Here is an 18,892-nt window from a genome sequence, read left to right on the forward strand (position 1 = left end):
CGCACCGGCATTCGTGACGTAAGGGGGAACCGTGGCACGAGCGCGCGCGCAGGCACATAAGAGCGCACGACGCGTTGCCGAGGCCGTCGTGACCGGAACCGATCCGCGGTCGGCCGCGCAGGACGAACTGCGGCGGCAGATCGGCGGACGGGGGACACGGGGAGACGGCGGCGAGGAGTACGACCTCCCGGGCCAGGGCATCGACCCGGCCGACTTCCCGGCCGCCCGGGAACAGGGCGGCTCCACGGCGACCGTCATGCGGCAGAAGACCGTGCCGCTGGACGAGGCCGGGGAGGCGCTCGGCCGCAGCGAGCAGGTGCGCGAGGGCACCGGGACGGTGCACGCCATCTGCCCGATGGTGATCCCCAAGGGCCGCTCGATCTTCTCCATGCTGCCGGTGCTGACGCTGCTCCTGCTGGGCGCGGTCGGCGCGGGGATCGTGGCGGCGTCCGGTGCGGACGTGCTGACCAACCCGCTGTTCGGCGTGCACTACTGGGTCATCGCGGTGTGCGCCGTCGCCTTCGTGTGGTGGCGCCAGGGCATGGTCATGGTCCCCGACGGCTGCCAGGCGATGATCACCCGCTTCGGCAAGCTGGAGAAGGTCGTCGGCCCCGGCCGCATCGTGCTGCTGAGCCCGTGGAAGCGGGTGTCGTACATCGTCAACACCACGATCGAGTACCCGTTCAACGCGCCGGTGCGCGAGGCACCGACCAAGGGCGGCGTGAAGGCGTCGATCGACCTGTTCATCCAGTTCCGGATCAGCGACCCGACCGAGTTCGTCTACACGCTGGGCGCGGTGCGCGGCTTCGAGGAGAAGCTGAGCAACGCGGTGAGCGAGACGATCCGCACCCTCGTCTACGAGCAGGAAGCCGCCGGCATCTACGACATGGTCGGCGAGGACACCGGCCGCCTGCTGGACCTGCTCAACCAGCAGTTCCGCCCGGCGGTCGAGCTCACCAACGCCAACATCACCCACGCCGAGCCCTCCGACCAGCGCTACCGCATGGACCTGGCGGCGCCCGAGATGGTGCGCGTGGCCAAGGAGGCGTACACGCACGAGTACGCGCTCCAGCTCCGCAAGGAGCAGGACGAGGGTGACCTCACCCGCGAACTCGCCTCCAGCCACGAGACGCTGTCCGCGATCCAGGCCGACATCGCCCAGTACCAGGCGCAGATGGACACGGCCGTGGAGCGCGAGACCAACCGCGCCGAGGCGCTCGCCCGCCAGCGCTACGTACAGGCCGAGTCGGAGGCGAAGGCCAACGCGGCCCTGCTGGAGGCGCAGGCCCTCGACATCCGCGCGGTGACCACGGCCCAGGCGCCGGAGATCCTCGAATACCGCTACCAGCAGCAGGTGCTGGACACGCTGGAGCAGGTCGCCGACCACCTGCCGCGGCTGGTGCGCATCGGCGGCGCGACGGACGCCGGCGGCGCCGGCATCGACTTCCTGGAGCTGGCCCGCGAGTTGGTCGGCGAGCGCGGCACGGAACTCTTCACCGACGCGGACATGGCCGCCGTACGGGAGCGTCTCGCCGAGGTGTCCGAGCGGATCGCCGCGCGCGAGACGGAGATCGGTGTGCTGCTGGCGGCGGATCGGCCGACGGTGCCGCAGGTGCCCGAACAGCCCGACTCGACCGACAGCTCCGACAGCTCCATCAGCTCTGACGTGTCCGAGGGGGCCGACCAGTGAGCACCGCCCGTTCCTCCCACCGCCGGTCGGTCATCTCGGAGAAGGTCGCCCCCTGGAGCGACATCGCGCGGCTGCTGCGCGGCGGCGAGGCCGACACCCTGATCCCGGTCATCATCCCGCGCCACCGGCGCCGCCTGTGGTGGATGCTGCCGCTGTGGCTCGGCGTCTACGCCCTGCTGATGGGCCTGATGCTGACGCTGGGCGCGGTGGACTCCGAGTCGGTCGCCGGGGACCTCGCCTACGGCACCCTGGCCACCCTCTCCTACGTCGGCGGCGTGGTCCTGCTGGTGATCGGCGCGCTGTGGTGGTGGCGCTCCTCGATCGTCGAGATCGAGCAGGGCACCAACGGCGTGCTGACCCGCTACGGCGCCGTCACCCGCACCCTGGACGCCGGCCGCCACTATCTGTGGCACCCGTGGTCCCGGGTCGACTTCGTCGTCGACACCGCCACCGAGATCCCGTACTCCGCACCGGTGATGGCCTGCCCGACGCAGGAGAACGTGCCGCTGCGCTCCATCGAGTTCTTCCTGAAGTTCCGCATCACCGACGCCGTGCTGTTCGTCCGCACGATCGGCGCGGGCAACTTCGACCTGGTGCTCTCCAGCGCCGTACAGGACGCGATCCGGCAGCGGGCGCGGAAGATGCGCACCGAGCGGGCGTACGACCTGCGCGGCTCGGACGTGGCCGACATGCAGGAACTGCTCAACCGTCAGCTGTCCGGCTACGGCGTGCGCATCACCGGCAGCAACATCCCGGACGTGCAGCTGCCGGCGCAGTACCAGCAGCACCTGGCCACCCGGGAGCGGGTCGCCAAGGAGCGCACGGCGTACGAGCAGGAGTGGGGCCTGATCCGCAAGCGCCGGATCGACCAGCTGGGCATGGACATCGAGCGGGCCAAGAAGGTGCGGGACGCCCGGATCGTCGAGGTCAGGGCCGCGCTGAACCGGGCCCGTGAGGAGGTCGCGCAGCTGCTGGAGGAGCAGGAGACCAACGCCCAGCGCGTGCGGTTCGAGATCGAGACGCGGGGCCGCAGCGGCCTGATCGCCGCCGAGAACGAGGCCCGCGCACAGCGTGCCCTCGCCAAGGCCTACCGCGACAACCGCGCCGTCCTGCAGTACGAACTCGCCCGGCGTCGCCTGGAGGTGGGCGCGAAGCTCGCCGGCAGGGCCCCGCAGCCGGTCGTCGTACGGACCGACGGCACGAACGCCGACACCTCGGCCCTGTCCACCCTGCTCGCCGCGCAGTTGCTGCCCCGGCTGACGGCCCTGCCGTCCGGGGACGGGCAGGTGCTGACGGACCGGATGGCACGGTTCGCCGACGAGCTGAGCGACGACAAGTAGGGCAGGTGTTCACGGCGGGCCGGGTGGGATCTCCCTCCCGGCCCGTACGCTAACGGCCATGGGTGCCGTGAAGACCAAACGGATGCCGCGGGCCGTCCGTGAGCAGCAGATGCTGGATGCCGCCGTGCGGACCTTCGGCAGGCGCGGGTACATGGCCGCGTCGATGGACGAGATAGCCGAACTTGCGGGCGTCTCCAAGCCGTTGGTGTACCTCTACCTGAACTCGAAGGAAGACCTCTTCACCGCCTGCATCCGGCGCGAGGCCGCCGCGCTCGTCGCAGCCGTACGCTCCGGCGTGCGGACCGAGCTGCCCGCCGACCGCCAGCTCTGGGACGGGCTGCGGGCGTTCTTCACCCACACCTCGCACTACCCGGACGCCTGGTCCGTCCTGCACCTCCAGGCCCGCACTCATGGCGAGCCGTTCGCGTCCGAAGTCGCCGCGATGCGTGCGGAGATCGTCGCGTTCGTGACGCAGCTGATCCTCGTGGCCGCACGTCAGGCCCACCGTGACCCCGACCTCCCCGAGAGCGAGGTCGCCGGTCTCGCCGAAGCCCTGGTGGGTGCCGCCGAGTCGCTCGCCGACTGGGCCAACACCACGCCGGGTGTGAGCGCGCGGCAGGCGGCGGCCACCCTCATGAACTTCGCGTGGGCCGGTCTGGGCAACCTGATGGACGGCAGAGCCTGGACGCCGCCGGAAGCCGCTCACGAGGCGAGCGGATAGACCTCCCCGGTCAGGTGGACGCGGTCCTCGCGCCCGCGCAGCTCGAACCGCGCGCCCTCAGCGGCGTACGTCACCGCCCCCGGCAGCAGCACCGGCGCCCGGAAGTCCGCCCGTACCCGCACCGCGGCCGGTGTGCCGTGGGCGGCGAGGCAGCGGGCCACGGTCCACATGCCGTGCGCGATGGCGCGCGGGAAGCCGAACAGGCGGGCGGTGAGGGCGTACAGGTGGATGGGGTTGCGGTCACCGGAGGCGGCGCCGTAGCGGCGTCCGACGTCCCCGGCGATGCGCCACTCGGCGACCGGCGGGAGCGGCTTCGGCTCCTCGTCCGGCCGCGCCGGCGCACCGGTGTCCGGGGTGTTCGTACGGTGCCGGGCGAGATACCTGCTCGTCGACTCCCACACGACGTTCTCGCCCGACCGCACCTCGGTGACCACGACGGCCTGAGTGCCCCGGCGGTGCGGCACCAGCCCGTCGACGTGCACGCCGATCTCGTACGCGTCGGTCGCGGGCATCGCCGTGTGCCGGGTGATCTCGATGGACGTGTGGACGAGTCCGAGCAGCGGCAGCGGGAACTCCCGCTCGCTCATCAGCCGCATGGCCAGCGGGAAGCCCAGGACGTGCGGATAGGTGACGGGCAGCGCGTCGTCGCCGGTCGCGAAGCCGCACACCCGCTCGTACGCCGCCAGCCGCGCCAGGTCGACGCCCGCGCCGGGCAGCACGAGCCGGGTGCGGGGGAACTCCGCGTCGGGACGCGGCCGTTTGAACGCGGAGAGCACCGCGCCCCGGGCGAGCGGGGCCGCGAGGGAGGGGGTGCCGGTCAGGACGGTCGTCGTCATCAGGCCCCCAGCAGGCTCTGGCCGCACACCCGGACGACCTGCCCGTTGACCGCGCCGGACCCGGGATGCGCCAGCCACGCCGTCGTCTCGGCGACGTCGGCCGGCAGTCCTCCCTGGGCGAGGGAGTTCATCCGGCGGCCCGCCTCGCGGATGAACAGCGGGATCGCGGCGGTCATCTTCGTCTCGATGAAGCCGGGCGCGACCGCGTTGACCGTCACCCCGTGCTCGGCGAGCGCACGCGGCGCGAGAGAGCGGATCAGGCCGACCACGCCCGCCTTGCTCGCGCCGTAGTTCGTCTGACCGGCGTTCCCCGCAAGCCCCGCGATCGACGCCGTCGCCACGATCCGGCCGCCCCGCCTCAGGGCCCCGCTCGCCAGCAGCGCGTCCGTCGTGCGCAGCACGCTCGCGAGGTTGACGTCCAGTACCGAACTCCAGCGCTCGGCGGGCATGTTGACCAGCCGCCGGTCGCGGGTGATCCCGGCGTTGTGGACCAGCACGTCAAGCCCGTCGGGCAGCGCGGCCGCGATGCGCTCGCCCGCGTCGGGGGCGGTGATGTCGAGCGCGAGGGCGGCGCCGCCGAGCCGGTCGGCCAGGCGCCGTGCGTCCTGCTCGGCCTGCGGCACGTCCAGGACGACGACCCGGGCACCGTCCCTGGCCAGCGTCTCGGCGACCGCCGCACCGATGCCGCGCGCGGCGCCGGTGACCAGGGCGGTGCGGCCGGTCAGGGGCCGGTCGGGATCGTCGGACGCGGCGTCGGTGACCGGTGCCGGACCCACCTCGACGACCTGTCCGCTGACGTACGCCGACTTGGGCGAGAGAAGGAAGTCCAGCGTCGACCGGGCGGCGCGCGCGTCCGTCAGCCGGACCAGATTCACCGTACGGCCGCGGCCGATCTCCTTGCCGAGCGAGCGCGTGAAGCCCTCCAGGGCCTGCTGGACGGCCGCCTGGTGGTGGTCGGCGGGGTCGAGGGGCGCGCCGAGGACGACGACGCGGCCGCTGTCCGCGACCGACCGCACGACCGGGTGCAGGGCGGCGTGCACCTCCGCCAGCGACTCGACGTCCCGGACCCCGGTGGCGTCCAGCAGGACGGCGGCCGGCTGCTCGGCGGCGGACGTCAGGTCCAGGCCCGTGCCGGCGAGGTCGAGGTCCGACTTGGCGGCGGTGAGGAGGAGCCGGTCGCCCTCCAGGGTGGGGCGCTGCGGCGACCAGCGTCTGAGGGCCGCCGGCTGAGGCAGCCCGAGGCGGCGGGTGAGGAAGCGGCCGGGCGCCGTGCCGGTGAAGCTGAGATAGCGGTCGGCCATGTCCCACTCCCAGTGCGATCCAGTACTGACTCCGGAGTAAGGTTACCGGAGGTAATCCCATGCTGGACGTGAGGAGTGGGTGGAGATGAGCTCCCTGTTGGCGCCGGCGGTCCGGCGCGTCGCGATCATCGGCGGTACCCGCGTCCCCTTCGCGCGCTCCGACGGCCCGTACGCCACCGCCTCCAACCAGGACATGCTCACGGCCGTGGTCGACGGCCTCGTCGAGCGGTACGAGCTGGGCGATCCGGGCGCGGTCGGGGAGCTCGTCGCCGGGGCCGTCCTCAAGCACAGCCGCGACTTCAACCTCGCCCGCGAAACCGTCCTCGGCTCGAAGCTGGACGCGCGCACGCCCGCGTACGACATCCAGCAGGCCTGCGGCACGGGCCTGCAGGCCGTCATCGCCGCCGCCAACAAGATCGCGCTCGGTCAGACCGAGTCGGCGATCGCCGGTGGCGCGGACACGGCGAGCGACGCGCCTCTCGGCGTCAACGACGAGCTGCGACGCGTCCTGTTGGAGGCGCGGCGGGCCAAGTCGCTCGGCGGCCGCCTCAAAGCGCTCACCCGCGTACGGCCCTCCCACTTCGTCCCGGACATCCCGCGCAACGCCGAGCCGCGCACCGAGCTCTCCATGGGCGAGCACGCCGCCGTCACGGCACGGGCGTGGGGCGTCACGCGCGCGGCCCAGGACGAGCTGGCGGCGACGAGTCACCAGCGGCTGGCGGCGGCGTACGAACGCGGCTTCTTCCAGGACCTGGTGGTGCCCTTCCGGGGGCTGGACCGGGACCAGAACCTGCGCCCCGGCTCGACACCGGAGAAACTCGCCGCGCTGAAGCCGGTGTTCGGCCTGGACCGGCCCGAACCGACGATGACGGCGGGCAATTCGACGCCGCTGACGGATGGGGCGGCGCTCGTGCTGCTGGCGAGCGAGGAGTGGGCGCGGAGCAGGGGACTGGAGCCGCTGGCCTACCTCACCGCCTACGAGACGGCCGCCGTGGACTTCGTACGGGGCGATGTGGCGGACGGCGAGGACGGGCTGCTGATGGCACCGGCGTACGCCGTGCCGCGCATGCTGGAGCGGACCGGACTCGCCCTCACCGACTTCGACTTCGTCGAGATCCACGAGGCCTTCGCGTCCCAGGTGCTGGCCACGCTGGCGGCGTGGGAGAAGCGCGGGCTCGGCCCCGTGGACCGCGCCCGGCTGAACGTCACGGGCTCGTCCCTGGCGACCGGTCACCCCTTCGCGGCGACCGGCGCGCGAATCGTGGCGACACTGGCCAAGTCGCTCGCTCAGAACGGCGGTTCGGGGCGCGGGCTGATCTCGGTCTGCGCGGCCGGCGGGCAGGGTGTGACGGCGATCGTGGAGCGAAGGTAAGGAGGGGGTGAGACGAAGCTGAGTGCCCCTCACATAACCCTCGACGTTGCACATACCCGGCTCGTTACCGCCGCCGAACCCGCACAACCCCCACACGCGCGAGCCGTACGATCGCCTGCCTAACCAGCGGTAACCCCTTTCCGCCGGCCTCCGCAGGTGAACGCCACGGTGCGCGAGGTACGTACCCATGCAGCAAGCGTTCCCTCGCTGCACGCCCGTCGCAGGAGCCGCCCGTGTCCACCTCGCTTCCCTCCTTCGCCCCCTCGGCGGCCTACGACGACGCTCCCGGACCGCACCTGGTACAGCCCGAGACGCGGCGGCTGGACGGCGTCGTCAGAGAGGCGTACGTACCGCCCTTCGCGCCGCCGGTCACCCACGGCTCCCTCGCGGACCTGCCCTTCGACAACGCGGACGCGGCCCCCGACGCCGTGGTCCTCAGCCGCAAGGGCGCGGACGGGCACTGGGCGGACGTCACGGCGGCGGAGTTCGCCGACCAGGTGCAGTCGGTGGCGAAGGGGCTGATCGCCGAGGGGCTGGTGCCCGGGGACCGGATCGCCGTCATGGCGCGCACGCGCTACGAGTGGACGCTCCTCGACTTCGCCGCGTGGGCGGCCGGGCTGGTGACCGTCCCCGTCTACCCGACCTCCTCCGTCTTCCAGACCCGCTGGATCCTCCAGGACTCCGGCGCGGTGGCCCTGGTCACCGAGACCGCCGCCCAGGCCGCCGCCCTCGGCCCCGAGCTGGACCGGGTGCCCGACCTGCGTCACATGTGGGTGATGGACAAGGGCCATGTGGAGCGGCTGGAGGAGTTCGGCGCGCAGCAGCCGGACGGGGAGGTCGGCGTGCGGCGCGGCATGCTGGTGCCGGACACGCTGGCGACGCTCATCTACACCTCGGGCACGACCGGGCGCCCCAAGGGCTGCGCGCTGACGCACGCCAACTTCTTCGCCGAGGTGGACAACGCGATCGAGCTGCTCTACCCGATCTTCAAGGCGCGGACCAGCGAAGAGGCGTCGGTCCTGCTCTTCCTGCCCATGTCGCACGTCTTCGGCCGCATGGTGGCCGTGGCCTGCGTACGGGCCAGGCTCCGTCTGGGCCATGCACCGAGCCTGCAGGCGCAGGACCTGCTGCCGGACCTCGCGGCCTTCCGCCCGACGTGCCTGCTGACCATCCCCTACATGCTGGAGAAGATCTTCAACTCCGCGCGCGCCAAGGCCGAGGCGGGCGGCCGTGTCTCGTCCTTCGACCGGGCGGCATCGGTGGCCGAGCGCTACGGCGAGGCGCTGGAGGCCCGGGTGGCGGGGACGGGAGGCGGCCCGAACACGGCGCTCAAGACGGCCCGCGCCTTCTACGACCCGCTGGTCTACCGCCGTATCCGCAACGCGATGGGCGGCCGCGTGAGGTACGCGATCTGCGGCGGCTCCCCGCTCGGCCGGCGCCTCGCCGCGTTCTACGCCGGAGCGGGCATCGAGATCTACGAGGGCTACGGCCTCACGGAGACGACCGCCGCGGCCACCGTCACGCCCCCGCTCAAGCCCCGCCTGGGCACGGTCGGCTGGCCGCTGCCCGGCACCCGCGTCCGCATCGCCGCCGACGGCGAGATCCTCATCGCCGGCGACCAGGTGCTGCGCGGCTACTGGGACCCGTCCGCGGGCGGCGTCGTCCCGGCGGCGGCGGACGGCTGGCTGCCGACCGGGGACATCGGCGCCCTGGACGACGAGGGCTATCTGACGATCACCGGCCGAAAGAAGGAACTCCTCATCACGGCGGGCGGCAAGAGCGTGGCCCCGGCACCCCTGGAGAACTGGCTGCGCTCGCACCCCCTGATCTCCCAGTGCATGGTCCTGGGCGACCGCCGCCCCTACGTCTGCGCGCTGATCACCCTGGACATGGACGGCGTCACCCACTGGCGCCGGATGAACGGAAAGCACTCCGTACCCGCCGAACTCCTCGTGGACGACCCCGAGTTGAGGGCGATCCTGCAACGGGCGGTGGACGAGGCGAACAAGCTGGTTTCCCGGCCGGAGTCGATCCGCCGTTTCGCGATCCTGCCGACGGACTTCACGGAGATGGCGGGACATCTGACGCCGTCGATGAAGCTGCGGCGAGAGGCGGTCATGCGGGACTTCGCGACCGAGGTGGAGGAGCTGTACGCCAAGTAGCGGCGGGCGTCGCCGACGGGACCCGGAATCGCGAACGGAGCAAACGGTTGCAGTCTCGTTACGACAACCGCTTGACGTGACATGCCCTCCCCGCGTTGGCTACCGCCACCCGGGTAGCAACGCCGCTCCTCAGCTCGGAAGGCCCAGTAGTGAACGCTCGCACCCCCCGCATCGCGGCCGTACGCCGTGTCGGCACAGCCCTGCTCGCCTCCGCCTCGGCGATGTCGCTCACCGCGTGCGGCGTCATCGACGGCATCGGGGGCGGTGACAGCTCGGCGTCGCCGGAGAAGGGTGACGACATCACGGTGGGCCTGCTGCTGCCCGACAAGGACACCGCGCGCTTCGAGAAGTTCGACTACCCGCTCATCAAGAAGGAAGTCGGCACCCTCACCGACGGCAAGGGCAAGGTCGTCTACGCCAACGCCGAGGCGAGCCCCGAGAAGCAGAGCGAGCAGTTCCAGCAGATGATCGACGACCAGGTGGACGTCGTCCTGGTCGACGCCGTGGACGCCAAGGCCATCGCCTCGGGCGTGCAGAAGGCGAAGGACGCGGGCATCCCGGTCATCGCCTACGACCGCCTCGCCGAGGGGCCCATCGACGCGTACGTCTCCCACGACAACGAACTCGTCGGCGAGGTCCAGGGCCGCTCGCTCGTCGAGGAACTCGGCACCAAGGCGGCGAGCAGCAAGGTCGTCATGATGAACGGCGACCCCGCCGACCCGAACACGGACCGGTTCAAGAAGGGCGCCCTCGCGGAGCTCGACGGCGCGGTGAACATCGTCAAGAAGTACGACACCACGAAGTGGTCGCCCGACGTCGCCAAGGCCAACATGGCGAAGGCGATAGCCGCCGTCGGCGTCGGCGACATCGGCGCCGTCTACTCGGCGAACGACGGCATGGCCGGCGCGGTCATCGACGCGCTCAAGGAGGCGGGCGCGAGCGAGATCCCGCCGGTGACCGGGCAGGACGCGAACCTGGACGCGGTGCAGCGGATCATCGCGGGCGAGCAGTTCATGACGGTGTACAAGCCGTTCCTCCAGGAGGCGACCAACGCCGCGAAGATGGCCGTGTACAAGGTGCAGGGCCGCGACCTGGAGTTCGACTCGCTGACCCAGGAGTCGGTCGACAGCCCCACCGAGGACGACATCCCGGCACACCTGGTGGCGGTGATCGCCCTGACGAAGGCCAACATCGAGGAGACGGTGATCAAGGACGGCGTCTACACCGCCGACCAGATCTGCACCGCCGCGTACAAGGCGGACTGCGAGCAGCTCGGCCTGAAGTAGTCAGCCCCGGCGGCCCGGGGCGCGGTGACTCTCCACCAGATCCGCGAACGCCCGGGCCGGCGGGCTGAGCGCGTCCCAGCGGCGGACGGCCCAGCCCACGGGCAGCGGACGCAGCGCGGGCAGGGGGATCAGGCGCAGGCCGCCGTCGCCGGGGACCGCCAGCCCCGGCAGCGCGGGCACGACCGCCCGCCCGACCCCCAGCTCGGCCAGCAGCAGCGCCGTGTCCCAGTCGGCGACGCTGGTGTCGTGCGCGAACCGCACGCCCAACTCGGCGCAGGCGGCGTCCAGATGAGCAGCGGAGGCGGAGTTCGGCGGCAGCCGGATCAGCCGTACGCCGTCCAGGTCGGCGCCGGCGTCGACGTACGGCCGCTCGGCGAGCGGATCGTCGGCCCGCAGCGCCAGCACCCACGGCAGCTCCACCACCGGCCGCTGCTCGATGCCGCGCACCGGCGGGCCGAGGGTGATCCAGGCCAGGTCGAGCGTGCCGTCGGCCAGCGCGTCGAAGCTGCCCCGGCCCGAACTCACTGTCCGGAACTCCAGGTTGACCCGGGGATGCCGGCGCCGGTACGCGACGACGGCCTCGGACATGAAGTGCCGTACGGTCGTCGCGCCCGTCGCCACCCGCACGTACCCGCTCTCGCCGTCGACGAGATCCCGCAGCCGCCGTACCGCCAGGTCCAGCCCGGATATGCCCTCCGCGGCCGCGGCCTCCAGCACCCGTCCCGCCTGCGTCGGCACGACGCCCCGGGGCTGGCGCTCCAGCAGCGCGACGCCGGTCTCCCGCTCCAGCCGCTTCACGTGCTGGCTCACGGCCGACTGTGTGCATCCCAGCTCCCGCGCCACCGAGCTGAGACTCCCGGCCCGGCACACGGCCACGAACACGCGCAGGTCATCCAGGGTCATGAGACCCAAGTAAACACTTGGGTACAGCGACAAATCCCAAGGATTGACTGGGCTTTGCCCGATGTACGACGATCCTGGACGGGCCCGGGCGGCAACCCGCTCCTCGCCCCCGCCGGAGTCCGGACCATGGCGGGGAGGGAGCGGGTGCCGACCCAAACACGTACCACTCGGACTACAACTCCCTTGCCCGGCGCTTGACTTCACAGGGCATCCGCGTCACATTCGCATTTCTGACACACCCTCAGAAATGTGGAGCCGTCCAGGCGGGAGCTGCCTCCATGACCACCAGCGCGCACCCTTCCAGGAGACACGTCCTCGCCACCGGCGCCGCGGGCACGGCCACCACGGCCCTCGGGCTCACCGCGGCCTCCCAACCGGCCGCCCGGGCGGCCGACCTGCCCCTGCTCGGCACGTACGACGTCGTGGTGATCGGCTCGGGCGCCGCCGGCATGACCGCCGCACTCACCGCCGCCCGGCAGGGCCTGAGCTGTGTGGTGCTGGAGAAGGCGCCCACCTTCGGCGGATCCGCGGCCCGGTCCGGTGCCGGGATCTGGATCCCCAACAACTCCGTGCTCCTCGCGGCGGGCGTGCCGGACACCCCCGCGAAGGCCGCCGCCTATCTGTCCGCCGTCGTGGGCCCGGACGTGCCCCCGGACCGGCAGCAGGCCTTCCTCGCCCACGGCCCGGCGATGCTCTCCTTCGTCATGGCCCACAGCCCGCTGCGCCTGCGCTGGATGGAGGGGTACAGCGACTACTACCCCGAGCTGCCCGGCGGCCTCCCGAACGGCCGTTCCGTCGAACCCGACCAGCTCGACGGCAACCTCCTGGGCGCCGAGCTGGCCAACCTGAACCCGCCGTACATGGACGTGCCCGCGGGGATGGTCGTCTTCAGCGCGGACTACAAGTGGCTGGCCCTGGCCGCGGTGAACGCCAAGGGGGCCGCCGTCGCGGCGCAGTGCCTCGCACGCGGTACGGCGGCCACCCTGCGCGGGGAGAAACCCCTGACCATGGGCCAGTCGCTGGCGGCCGGGCTGCGGCTGGGGCTGCGCTCGGCGGGGGTGCCCGTGTGGCTCGACACGCCGCTGACCGACCTGTACGTCGAGGGCGGCGCCGTGAGCGGGGCGGTCGTCACCCGGGACGGCGCTCCCGCCCTGGTGCGCGCCCGCCGCGGGGTGATCGTCGGCTCGGGGGGCTTCGAGCACAACGCGGCCATGCGCGAGCACTATCAGCGTGCGCCGATCGGCACGGACTGGACGGTCGGCGCGAAGGAGAACACCGGCGACGGCATCCGGGCCGGGCAGCGGCTCGGCGCCGCCCTCGGCCTCATGGACGACGCCTGGTGGGGCCCGGCGATCCCGCTCCCCGGCCAGCCTTACTTCTGCCTGGCCGAACGCACCCTCCCCGGCGGCCTGCTGGTCAACGCCGCCGGCGCCCGCTTCGTCAACGAGGCCGCCCCCTACAGCGACGTCGTCCACACGATGTACGACGTGGGCGACACCAGCCCGGCCATCCCGTCCTGGCTGATCGTCGACCAGCACTACCGCAACCGCTACCTCTTCAAGGACGTCCTGCCGACCCTGCCCCTGCCCGGTGCCTGGTACGACTCGGGCGCCGCGCACAAGGCCTGGACCCTGGACGCGCTCGCCGCCTCGATCGGCGTCCCGGCGGCAGCGCTGCGGACCACGGTGGACCGCTTCAACTCCCAGGCGCTGAAAGGCAAGGACCCCGACTTCCATCGCGGCGACAGCGCCTACGACCACTACTACACGGACCCGTACGTGCTGCCGAACTCCTGCCTGGCCCCGCTCTGGCTGCCCCCGTACCACGCCTTCCGCATCGTCCCCGGCGACCTCGGCACCAAGGGCGGCCTGCTCACGGACGCCCGCGCCCGGGTGCTGCGGGAGGACGGCTCGGTGATCCGGGGGCTGTACGCCGCCGGCAATGCGAGCGCGGCCGTCATGGGGCACAGCTACGCGGGCGCGGGCTCGACGATCGGTCCTGCGATGACGTTCGGGTACATCGCGGCGAAGGACCTGGCGGGGGTCCTTTAGGCCGCCGGTTTCCGTGCGATCAGGAAGGCCTGCTGAGACGTCTCGTCGAGCGCCGGGTCCGGTTCGCGGACCGTACGGGAGACGAGCGCGAAGCCGGCCGCCGTCAGCAGCTCGGCGATGTGGTCCGGCCGGCGACGCAGGAAGGTGAGCGCGACCGGGTGGCCGAAGGGCCGGTCGTGGTGCCGGTGCTGGTCGCCGGCCTGGAAGGCGACGAGCAGCGGCGAGCCCGGGGCCAGCACGCGGTGGAACTCGGCGAAGAGGTCCGGGAGCCGGTCCACGGGCGTGTGGATGGACGAGTAGAAGGACAGGGCGCCGGCCAGCGTGCCGTCGGGCAGGTCCAGCTCCAGCATCGAGCCCCGCTCGAAACGCAGCCCCGGGTTCTCGCGCCGGGCGATCGCGAGCATCGACTCCGACAGATCGACTCCGAACACGGGCAGCCCCAGCGCGGCGAGCCGGGCGGTCGTGCGACCCGGACCGCATCCCAGGTCGGCCACCGGGCCGTCCCCGTCGACGAGTTCGGCGAACACCGCCAGGATCGCCCGCTCCACGGGCCTGCTCTTCAGCTCGTCCTGGAAGAGGGTCGCGTAGTCCTCGGCGATGGCGTCGTAGAAGGAGCGGGTGGTGGAGAGGAAGTCGGCTTCGGTCATGGCCGGGGACCCTAGCGAAGCCGGCGACTATTCGCCGCTCTGCTCCGGCTCACCCGTCCGCGTCCGGCCGACCCCGATCGCCGTCCCGACGGCGATGCCCAGCGTCATGCCCAGGGCGAGCCCGAGCGCCAGATTGTCGAAGATGATCAACCCGAAGACGAGCCCGATGCTCGTGCCGACGGAAAGGCCGACCGACAGGCCCATCGCCAAACCGTTGTCGGCGGGAGTCCCGCCCTCCGCCCCGTGGCTGTTCTCGTCACTGCTTGTCACCTGGGCATTCTCCCATGGGGCGGCTCACGCCACCCCTGCCGCCCGCAGCAGCGCGGTGGCCCCGGCCGCCCCCAGCACCACCACCGGGAACGGCGCCCCGCGCCACGCCAGTGCGCCCCCGACCAGCACCCCGGCCGGCCGCGCCCACCCCGCGAAGCCGCCGCCCTCCGTGAGCCCGCCCGTCGCCAGCAGCGCGACCAGCAGCACCAACGCGGCGGCGGCCAGCAGTTCCTGGACGCGCGCGGGAAGTGCGACCCGCCCGTGCAGCGCCGGGCCGACCAGCCGGAAGGCATACGTCCCCACCGCCAGCGCCAGAATCAGGGCGACCGTGGCATTCACGCCGAGACCTCCTTACGGCCGTACAGGACAAGGCCCGCCAGCGCCAGCAGCACGGGCACCCCTGCCGGGACGGCCGGTGTCATCGCCAGGGCCAGTGCGGCGCCGAGCAGTGCGCACCGCCGTACTCGGGCGTCCGTGCGCAGAGTCGGCAGGACCAGTGCCATCAGTACGGCAGGGAAGGCGGCGTCCAGCCCGTACGTCGCGGTGTCGCCGAGCGCGGATCCGGCGAGCGCGCCCGCGAGGACGCCGATGTTCCAGGCGGCGAACAGGCCGAGTCCGTTCACCCAGAACGCCGTCCGGCGTCGCTGGGGAAGATCCGGCTGGGCGAGGGTGAAGGCGACCGTCTCGTCGGTGACGAGGTGGGCGCCGAGGAAGCGGGCCCATCGGCCCCGGCCACCGATGACGTCGGCCACGGCCAGGCTGAACGCCGCCGTCCGGGTGTTCAGGAGCAGCCCGGTTGCCGCCGCGGCGAGCGGCCCGCCCCCGGCCAGCAGCACGCCGACCGCGCTGAACTGCGCCGAGCCCGCGTACACGATCAGCGACATCACCACCGGCACCCAGACGGGCAGCCCGCCGGCCACCGAGATCGCGCCGAAGGAGATGCCGACGACACCGCTGGCCAGCCAGACCAGTGCGCTGTCGCGGATCAGGGGTGCCATCATCGGTGTTCGGAGTAGCGAACGCATGTTTTCCAGAATGAACAAGAGACAGCCGTTCGTCAAGGCGGACGAACGTACCTGTAGAGCGAACGACGGGAGTGAACCAGGATGAGCGAGCCGCTCGCGTGGATCGCCGCCGCCCTGCGCCGCGAGCGCACCCGGGCCGGGCTGTCGCTGTCGGAGCTGGCCAAGCGGGCCGGGATCGCGAAGTCCACGCTGTCGCAGCTGGAGGCGGGCAGCGGGAACCCCAGCGTGGAGACGCTGTGGGCGCTGGGTGTCGCGCTCGGTGTGCCGTTCAGCGCGCTGGTGGAGCCGCCGACCACGACGGTTCAGGTGATCAGGGCCGGCGAAGGGCCCACGGTCGCGTCGGAGCGGGCGGACTTCGTGGCCACTCTGTTGTCCGCGAGCCCGCCCGGCGCCCGCCGGGACCTCTATCACCTGAGCGTGGAACCGGGCCCGGCCAGGGAGTCGGAGCCACACATTCCGGGATCCGTGGAGCATCTGATCGTCAGCACGGGGCGGGTGAAGGCGGGGCCCCGGGATGAGGAGGCCGAGCTGGGGCCGGGCGACTACATGACGTATCGCGGGGATGTGCCGCACTCGTACGAGGCGCTCGCGCCCGGGACGACGTTCGTGCTCGTCATGCAGCACATCTAGCCCTCGCGAGCGGAGGAAAGGCAGGAGCCCCGTTGCCTTGCGGCACGGGGCTCCTTGGGTACTGCTATTCGTTCCGGATCAAAGCACCAGGCTCCGAGACCGAATGATCAGACTGATCGGACTGATCAGACAGGGGTGACGTTCTCCGCCTGCGGGCCCTTCGGGCCCTGGGTCACGTCGAAGGAGACCTGCTGGTTCTCCTCCAGCGAGCGGAAGCCGCTCGCGTTGATCGCGGAGTAGTGAACGAAGACGTCGGGGCCGCCGCCTTCTTGGGCGATGAAGCCAAAGCCCTTTTCGGCGTTGAACCACTTCACGGTTCCGGTAGCCATAAGCCCTCCTTGGGCCCAAAGGGTTGCCCTGCTCCAGAACCCTGCAAGTGTGAAAACAAGTGCTGCACAACTGCATACGTCTGAAAACGACGAGAGCCCGCGGTTACATGCTCCGCAGGCTCTGTACTGCAAGGGAAACCAAACTGCAACTTGCGGCGAGCCTAGCACGTGGGCAGCCGAAAGCAATAGAGGTCAAGATCACGCCACTCGGACGTTTGAAGGGCCCGTTTCGGGTTGACGGGGGAGTCATATGTGTCGGGACGACGGAGTGGATCCGACACCAGGGTGACGAGATGTTGTGACGCTGGTGTCACGCCCCTGAAGGATGCACGCTACCCCATGGGGTCTACTGTCGCGATGTGGACAATTCTCGCACCCGGCCGCGCGTAGGCCACATCCAGTTCCTGAACTGCCTGCCCCTGTACTGGGGGCTCGCGAGAACAGGCACCTTGCTCGACTTCGAGTTGACCAAGGACACGCCGGAGAAGCTCAGCGAGCGGCTGGTGCGGGGTGACCTCGACATCGGGCCGATCACCCTCGTCGAGTTCCTCCGCAACGCCGATGACCTGGTCGCCTTCCCTGACATCGCTGTCGGCTGCGACGGTCCGGTGATGTCCTGCGTGATCGTCTCGCAGGTCCCGCTGGACCGGCTGGACGGCGCCCGCGTCGCCCTCGGCTCGACCTCGCGCACCTCGGTCCGCCTGGCCCAGCTGCTGCTCGCCGAGCGCTACGGCGTCCAGCCCGAGTACTACACCTGCCCGCCCGACCTCAGCCTGATGATGCAGGAGGCGGACGCGGCCGTACTCATCGGAGACGCGGCGCTGCGGGCGAACCTGCTGGACGGGCCGCGCTACGGCCTCGACGTGCACGACCTCGGCGCCCTCTGGAAGGAGTGGACCGGTCTGCCCTTCGTGTTCGCGGTCTGGGCGGCGCGCCGGGACTATCTGGAGCGCGAGCCGGTCATCACCCGCCGGGTCCACGAGGCGTTCCTGGACTCCCGCAACCTCTCCCTGGAAGAGGTCGGCAAGGTCGCCGAGCAGGCGGCCCGCTGGGAGGCCTTCGACGAGCAGGTCCTGGAGCGGTACTTCACCACGCTCGATTTCCGGTTCGGCGGCCCGCAGCTGGCGGCGGTCGCCGAGTTCGCCCGAAGGGTGGGGCCGACCACCGGATTTCCGGCGGATGTGAAGGTGGATCTGCTTCAGCCGCAAAGCGCGGGGTGACACGGGGTGTTTCCGCACTAATCTGCTGACGGTTCCTACGGGGGAGGGTGGACGTCGATGCAGCCGCTCGGAGTTGACGAGCCCACGGTCGTCGGGCCGTACCGGCTGCTCGGCCGGCTCGGGTCCGGCGGCATGGGGCGGGTGTACCTGGGGCGCAGCGCGGGCGGCCGTACGGTCGCGGTCAAGATCGTGCACCCGCACTTCGCCCTCGACGAGGAGTTCCGCGCCCGCTTCCGCCGCGAGGTGGACGCGGCACGCCGGGTGGGCGGCGCGTGGACGGCGCCCGTCCTCGACGCCGACCCGGAGGCAGCGGTGCCCTGGGTGGCCACCGCCTACGCGGCGGGACCGTCCCTGACGTCCGCGGTCGCGGACTCGGGCGCGCTGCCCGCGCATTCGGTACGAGCGCTGGGGGCGGGGCTGGCGGAGGCGCTGGCGGCGGTGCACGAACTGGGCCTTGTGCACCGGGACGTGAAGCCGTCGAACGTCCTGCTGACGCTGGACGGCCCGCTGCTGATCGACTTCGGCATCGCGAGGGCCATGGACGGCACGGCGTCCCTGACGTCGACCGGCGTCTCGATCGGCTCCCCCGGCTACATGTCGCCCGAGCAGATCCTCGGCAAGGGGGCCACGGGCGCGGCGGACGTCTTCTCGCTGGGCGCCGTGCTGGCGTACGCGGCGACCGGGGAGCCGCCGTTCACCGGGGACTCGTCGGCGGCGCTGCTCTACAAGGTCGTCCACGAGGAGCCCGAACTCGACGCGCTGGACGGTGAGTTGCGGGAGCTGGCGGCGGCCTGCCTGGCCAAGGAGCCCGGCGCGCGGCCCACTCCGGGGGACGTCGCCCGGCGGCTCGCTCCGCAGGGCGCGGCCCGGCTGGTCGCGGGCGGCTGGCTGCCGGGGGCGCTGGTGGAGCAGGTCAGCCGGGGAGCTGTGCGGCTGCTGAACCTGGAGGCGGGGGAGGACGTCTCGTCGGGGCCGGTGCGCTTCAGTCTGCCTTCGGTCGGGGTCGTGGACGCGACGGCCGGGGGTGAGTCGTCCGGCCGGTCGACGGTCGGGGAGTTCGGCCCGCCGCCGGTGATGGCCCCTACGCCTGTGCCGCCCGCACCCACACC

Annotated in this window: 18 protein-coding genes; 10 read left to right on the forward strand and 8 right to left on the reverse strand. The window is 71.8% G+C overall.

The window, feature by feature from the left end; all coding sequences use genetic code 11:
* Positions 1-31 precede the first annotated feature (31 nt).
* The 3 genes from EAO75_RS12165 to EAO75_RS12175 are packed head-to-tail and all read left to right on the forward strand — an operon-like array spanning position 32 to position 3,751.
* Positions 32-1,690: an SPFH domain-containing protein gene (locus EAO75_RS12165; protein ID WP_147995051.1), complete on the forward strand. Its 1,659-nt coding sequence runs from the start codon at positions 32-34 to the stop codon at positions 1,688-1,690.
* On the forward strand, positions 1,687-3,030 hold the full coding sequence (locus EAO75_RS12170) for an SPFH domain-containing protein (RefSeq protein ID WP_147995052.1): 1,344 nt from the start codon (positions 1,687-1,689) through the stop codon (positions 3,028-3,030). Before EAO75_RS12165 ends, EAO75_RS12170 begins: the two co-directional genes overlap by 4 nt.
* Before the next feature lie 58 nt (positions 3,031-3,088).
* Entirely contained in the window at positions 3,089-3,751 is a 663-nt protein-coding gene (locus tag EAO75_RS12175; protein ID WP_147995053.1) for a TetR/AcrR family transcriptional regulator, read from the forward strand.
* Here the strand turns inward: EAO75_RS12175 and EAO75_RS12180 are convergent.
* Together EAO75_RS12180 and EAO75_RS12185 are read right to left on the reverse strand one after the other, a co-directional pair.
* The gene (locus EAO75_RS12180) at positions 3,733-4,587 is read right to left on the reverse strand and encodes a MaoC/PaaZ C-terminal domain-containing protein (protein WP_147995054.1); all 855 of its coding nucleotides are present in this window, start codon (positions 4,585-4,587) and stop codon (positions 3,733-3,735) included. The genes EAO75_RS12175 and EAO75_RS12180 overlap by 19 nt on opposite strands.
* Positions 4,587-5,888 carry a 3-oxoacyl-ACP reductase gene (locus EAO75_RS12185; protein WP_147995055.1) on the reverse strand — a complete coding sequence of 434 codons (1,302 nt, stop codon included), beginning with the start codon at positions 5,886-5,888 and terminating at the stop codon, positions 4,587-4,589. Before EAO75_RS12185 ends, EAO75_RS12180 begins: the two co-directional genes overlap by 1 nt.
* A gap of 85 nt (positions 5,889-5,973) precedes the next feature.
* Between EAO75_RS12185 and EAO75_RS12190 the strand changes: the two genes are divergently transcribed.
* The 3 genes from EAO75_RS12190 to EAO75_RS12200 all read left to right on the forward strand — a co-directional run bounded on the left by EAO75_RS12190 (position 5,974) and on the right by EAO75_RS12200 (position 10,708).
* Positions 5,974-7,260, forward strand: coding sequence for an acetyl-CoA C-acetyltransferase (locus tag EAO75_RS12190; protein ID WP_147995056.1), 1,287 nt, complete (start codon positions 5,974-5,976; stop codon positions 7,258-7,260).
* A 233-nt stretch (positions 7,261-7,493) separates the two neighbouring features.
* The gene (locus tag EAO75_RS12195) at positions 7,494-9,422 is read left to right on the forward strand and encodes an AMP-dependent synthetase/ligase (protein ID WP_147995057.1); all 1,929 of its coding nucleotides are present in this window, start codon (positions 7,494-7,496) and stop codon (positions 9,420-9,422) included.
* A 149-nt stretch (positions 9,423-9,571) separates the two neighbouring features.
* The gene (locus EAO75_RS12200; RefSeq protein WP_261989249.1) at positions 9,572-10,708 is read left to right on the forward strand and encodes a sugar ABC transporter substrate-binding protein; all 1,137 of its coding nucleotides are present in this window, start codon (positions 9,572-9,574) and stop codon (positions 10,706-10,708) included.
* On the opposite strand, the gene EAO75_RS12205 is transcribed toward EAO75_RS12200, so the two are convergent.
* Positions 10,709-11,611 carry a LysR family transcriptional regulator gene (locus tag EAO75_RS12205; protein ID WP_147995058.1) on the reverse strand — a complete coding sequence of 301 codons (903 nt, stop codon included), beginning with the start codon at positions 11,609-11,611 and terminating at the stop codon, positions 10,709-10,711. It abuts the gene before it with no gap.
* A gap of 278 nt (positions 11,612-11,889) precedes the next feature.
* On the opposite strand from EAO75_RS12205, the gene kstD reads away from it, so the two are divergent.
* The gene (kstD, locus tag EAO75_RS12210; RefSeq protein WP_147995059.1) at positions 11,890-13,662 is read left to right on the forward strand and encodes a 3-oxosteroid 1-dehydrogenase; all 1,773 of its coding nucleotides are present in this window, start codon (positions 11,890-11,892) and stop codon (positions 13,660-13,662) included.
* Here the strand turns inward: kstD and EAO75_RS12215 are convergent.
* From EAO75_RS12215 to EAO75_RS12230, 4 genes are read right to left on the reverse strand one after another with little or no spacing between them, the layout of a single operon-like run.
* Positions 13,659-14,309, reverse strand: a complete 651-nt coding sequence (locus EAO75_RS12215; protein ID WP_147995060.1) for a class I SAM-dependent DNA methyltransferase — start codon at positions 14,307-14,309, stop codon at positions 13,659-13,661. The two genes, kstD and EAO75_RS12215, sit on opposite strands and share 4 nt — an antisense overlap.
* A 27-nt stretch (positions 14,310-14,336) precedes the next feature.
* Positions 14,337-14,579 (reverse strand): hypothetical protein, encoded by a 243-nt coding sequence (locus EAO75_RS12220; protein WP_222723939.1) that lies wholly within the window; start codon positions 14,577-14,579, stop codon positions 14,337-14,339.
* Between the two features lie 24 nt (positions 14,580-14,603).
* Positions 14,604-14,918 (reverse strand): AzlD domain-containing protein, encoded by a 315-nt coding sequence (locus EAO75_RS12225; protein ID WP_147995061.1) that lies wholly within the window; start codon positions 14,916-14,918, stop codon positions 14,604-14,606.
* Positions 14,915-15,604, reverse strand: a complete 690-nt coding sequence (locus EAO75_RS12230) for an AzlC family ABC transporter permease (protein ID WP_147995062.1) — start codon at positions 15,602-15,604, stop codon at positions 14,915-14,917. The genes EAO75_RS12225 and EAO75_RS12230 overlap by 4 nt, the downstream gene beginning before the upstream one ends.
* Before the next feature lie 81 nt (positions 15,605-15,685).
* On the opposite strand from EAO75_RS12230, the gene EAO75_RS12235 reads away from it, so the two are divergent.
* Entirely contained in the window at positions 15,686-16,234 is a 549-nt protein-coding gene (locus tag EAO75_RS12235) for a helix-turn-helix domain-containing protein (RefSeq protein ID WP_147995063.1), read from the forward strand.
* Positions 16,235-16,359: 125 nt separating this feature from the next.
* Here EAO75_RS12235 and EAO75_RS12240 read toward each other — a convergent pair whose 3' ends face one another.
* Complete coding sequence (locus tag EAO75_RS12240; RefSeq protein ID WP_003992177.1) at positions 16,360-16,563, reverse strand: cold-shock protein; 204 nt, start codon at positions 16,561-16,563, stop codon at positions 16,360-16,362.
* Positions 16,564-16,922: 359 nt separating this feature from the next.
* Between EAO75_RS12240 and EAO75_RS12245 the strand changes: the two genes are divergently transcribed.
* Both EAO75_RS12245 and EAO75_RS12250 read left to right on the forward strand, forming a co-directional pair.
* Positions 16,923-17,783: a menaquinone biosynthetic enzyme MqnA/MqnD family protein gene (locus EAO75_RS12245; RefSeq protein WP_147995064.1), complete on the forward strand. Its 861-nt coding sequence runs from the start codon at positions 16,923-16,925 to the stop codon at positions 17,781-17,783.
* A gap of 57 nt (positions 17,784-17,840) precedes the next feature.
* Positions 17,841-18,892 (forward strand): serine/threonine-protein kinase (locus EAO75_RS12250; protein ID WP_147995266.1); only part of this gene is annotated, 1,052 nt, incomplete at its 3' end.

The organism is Streptomyces sp. UW30 (assembly GCF_008042075.1).
Classification (GTDB): Bacteria; Actinomycetota; Actinomycetes; order Streptomycetales; family Streptomycetaceae; genus Streptomyces.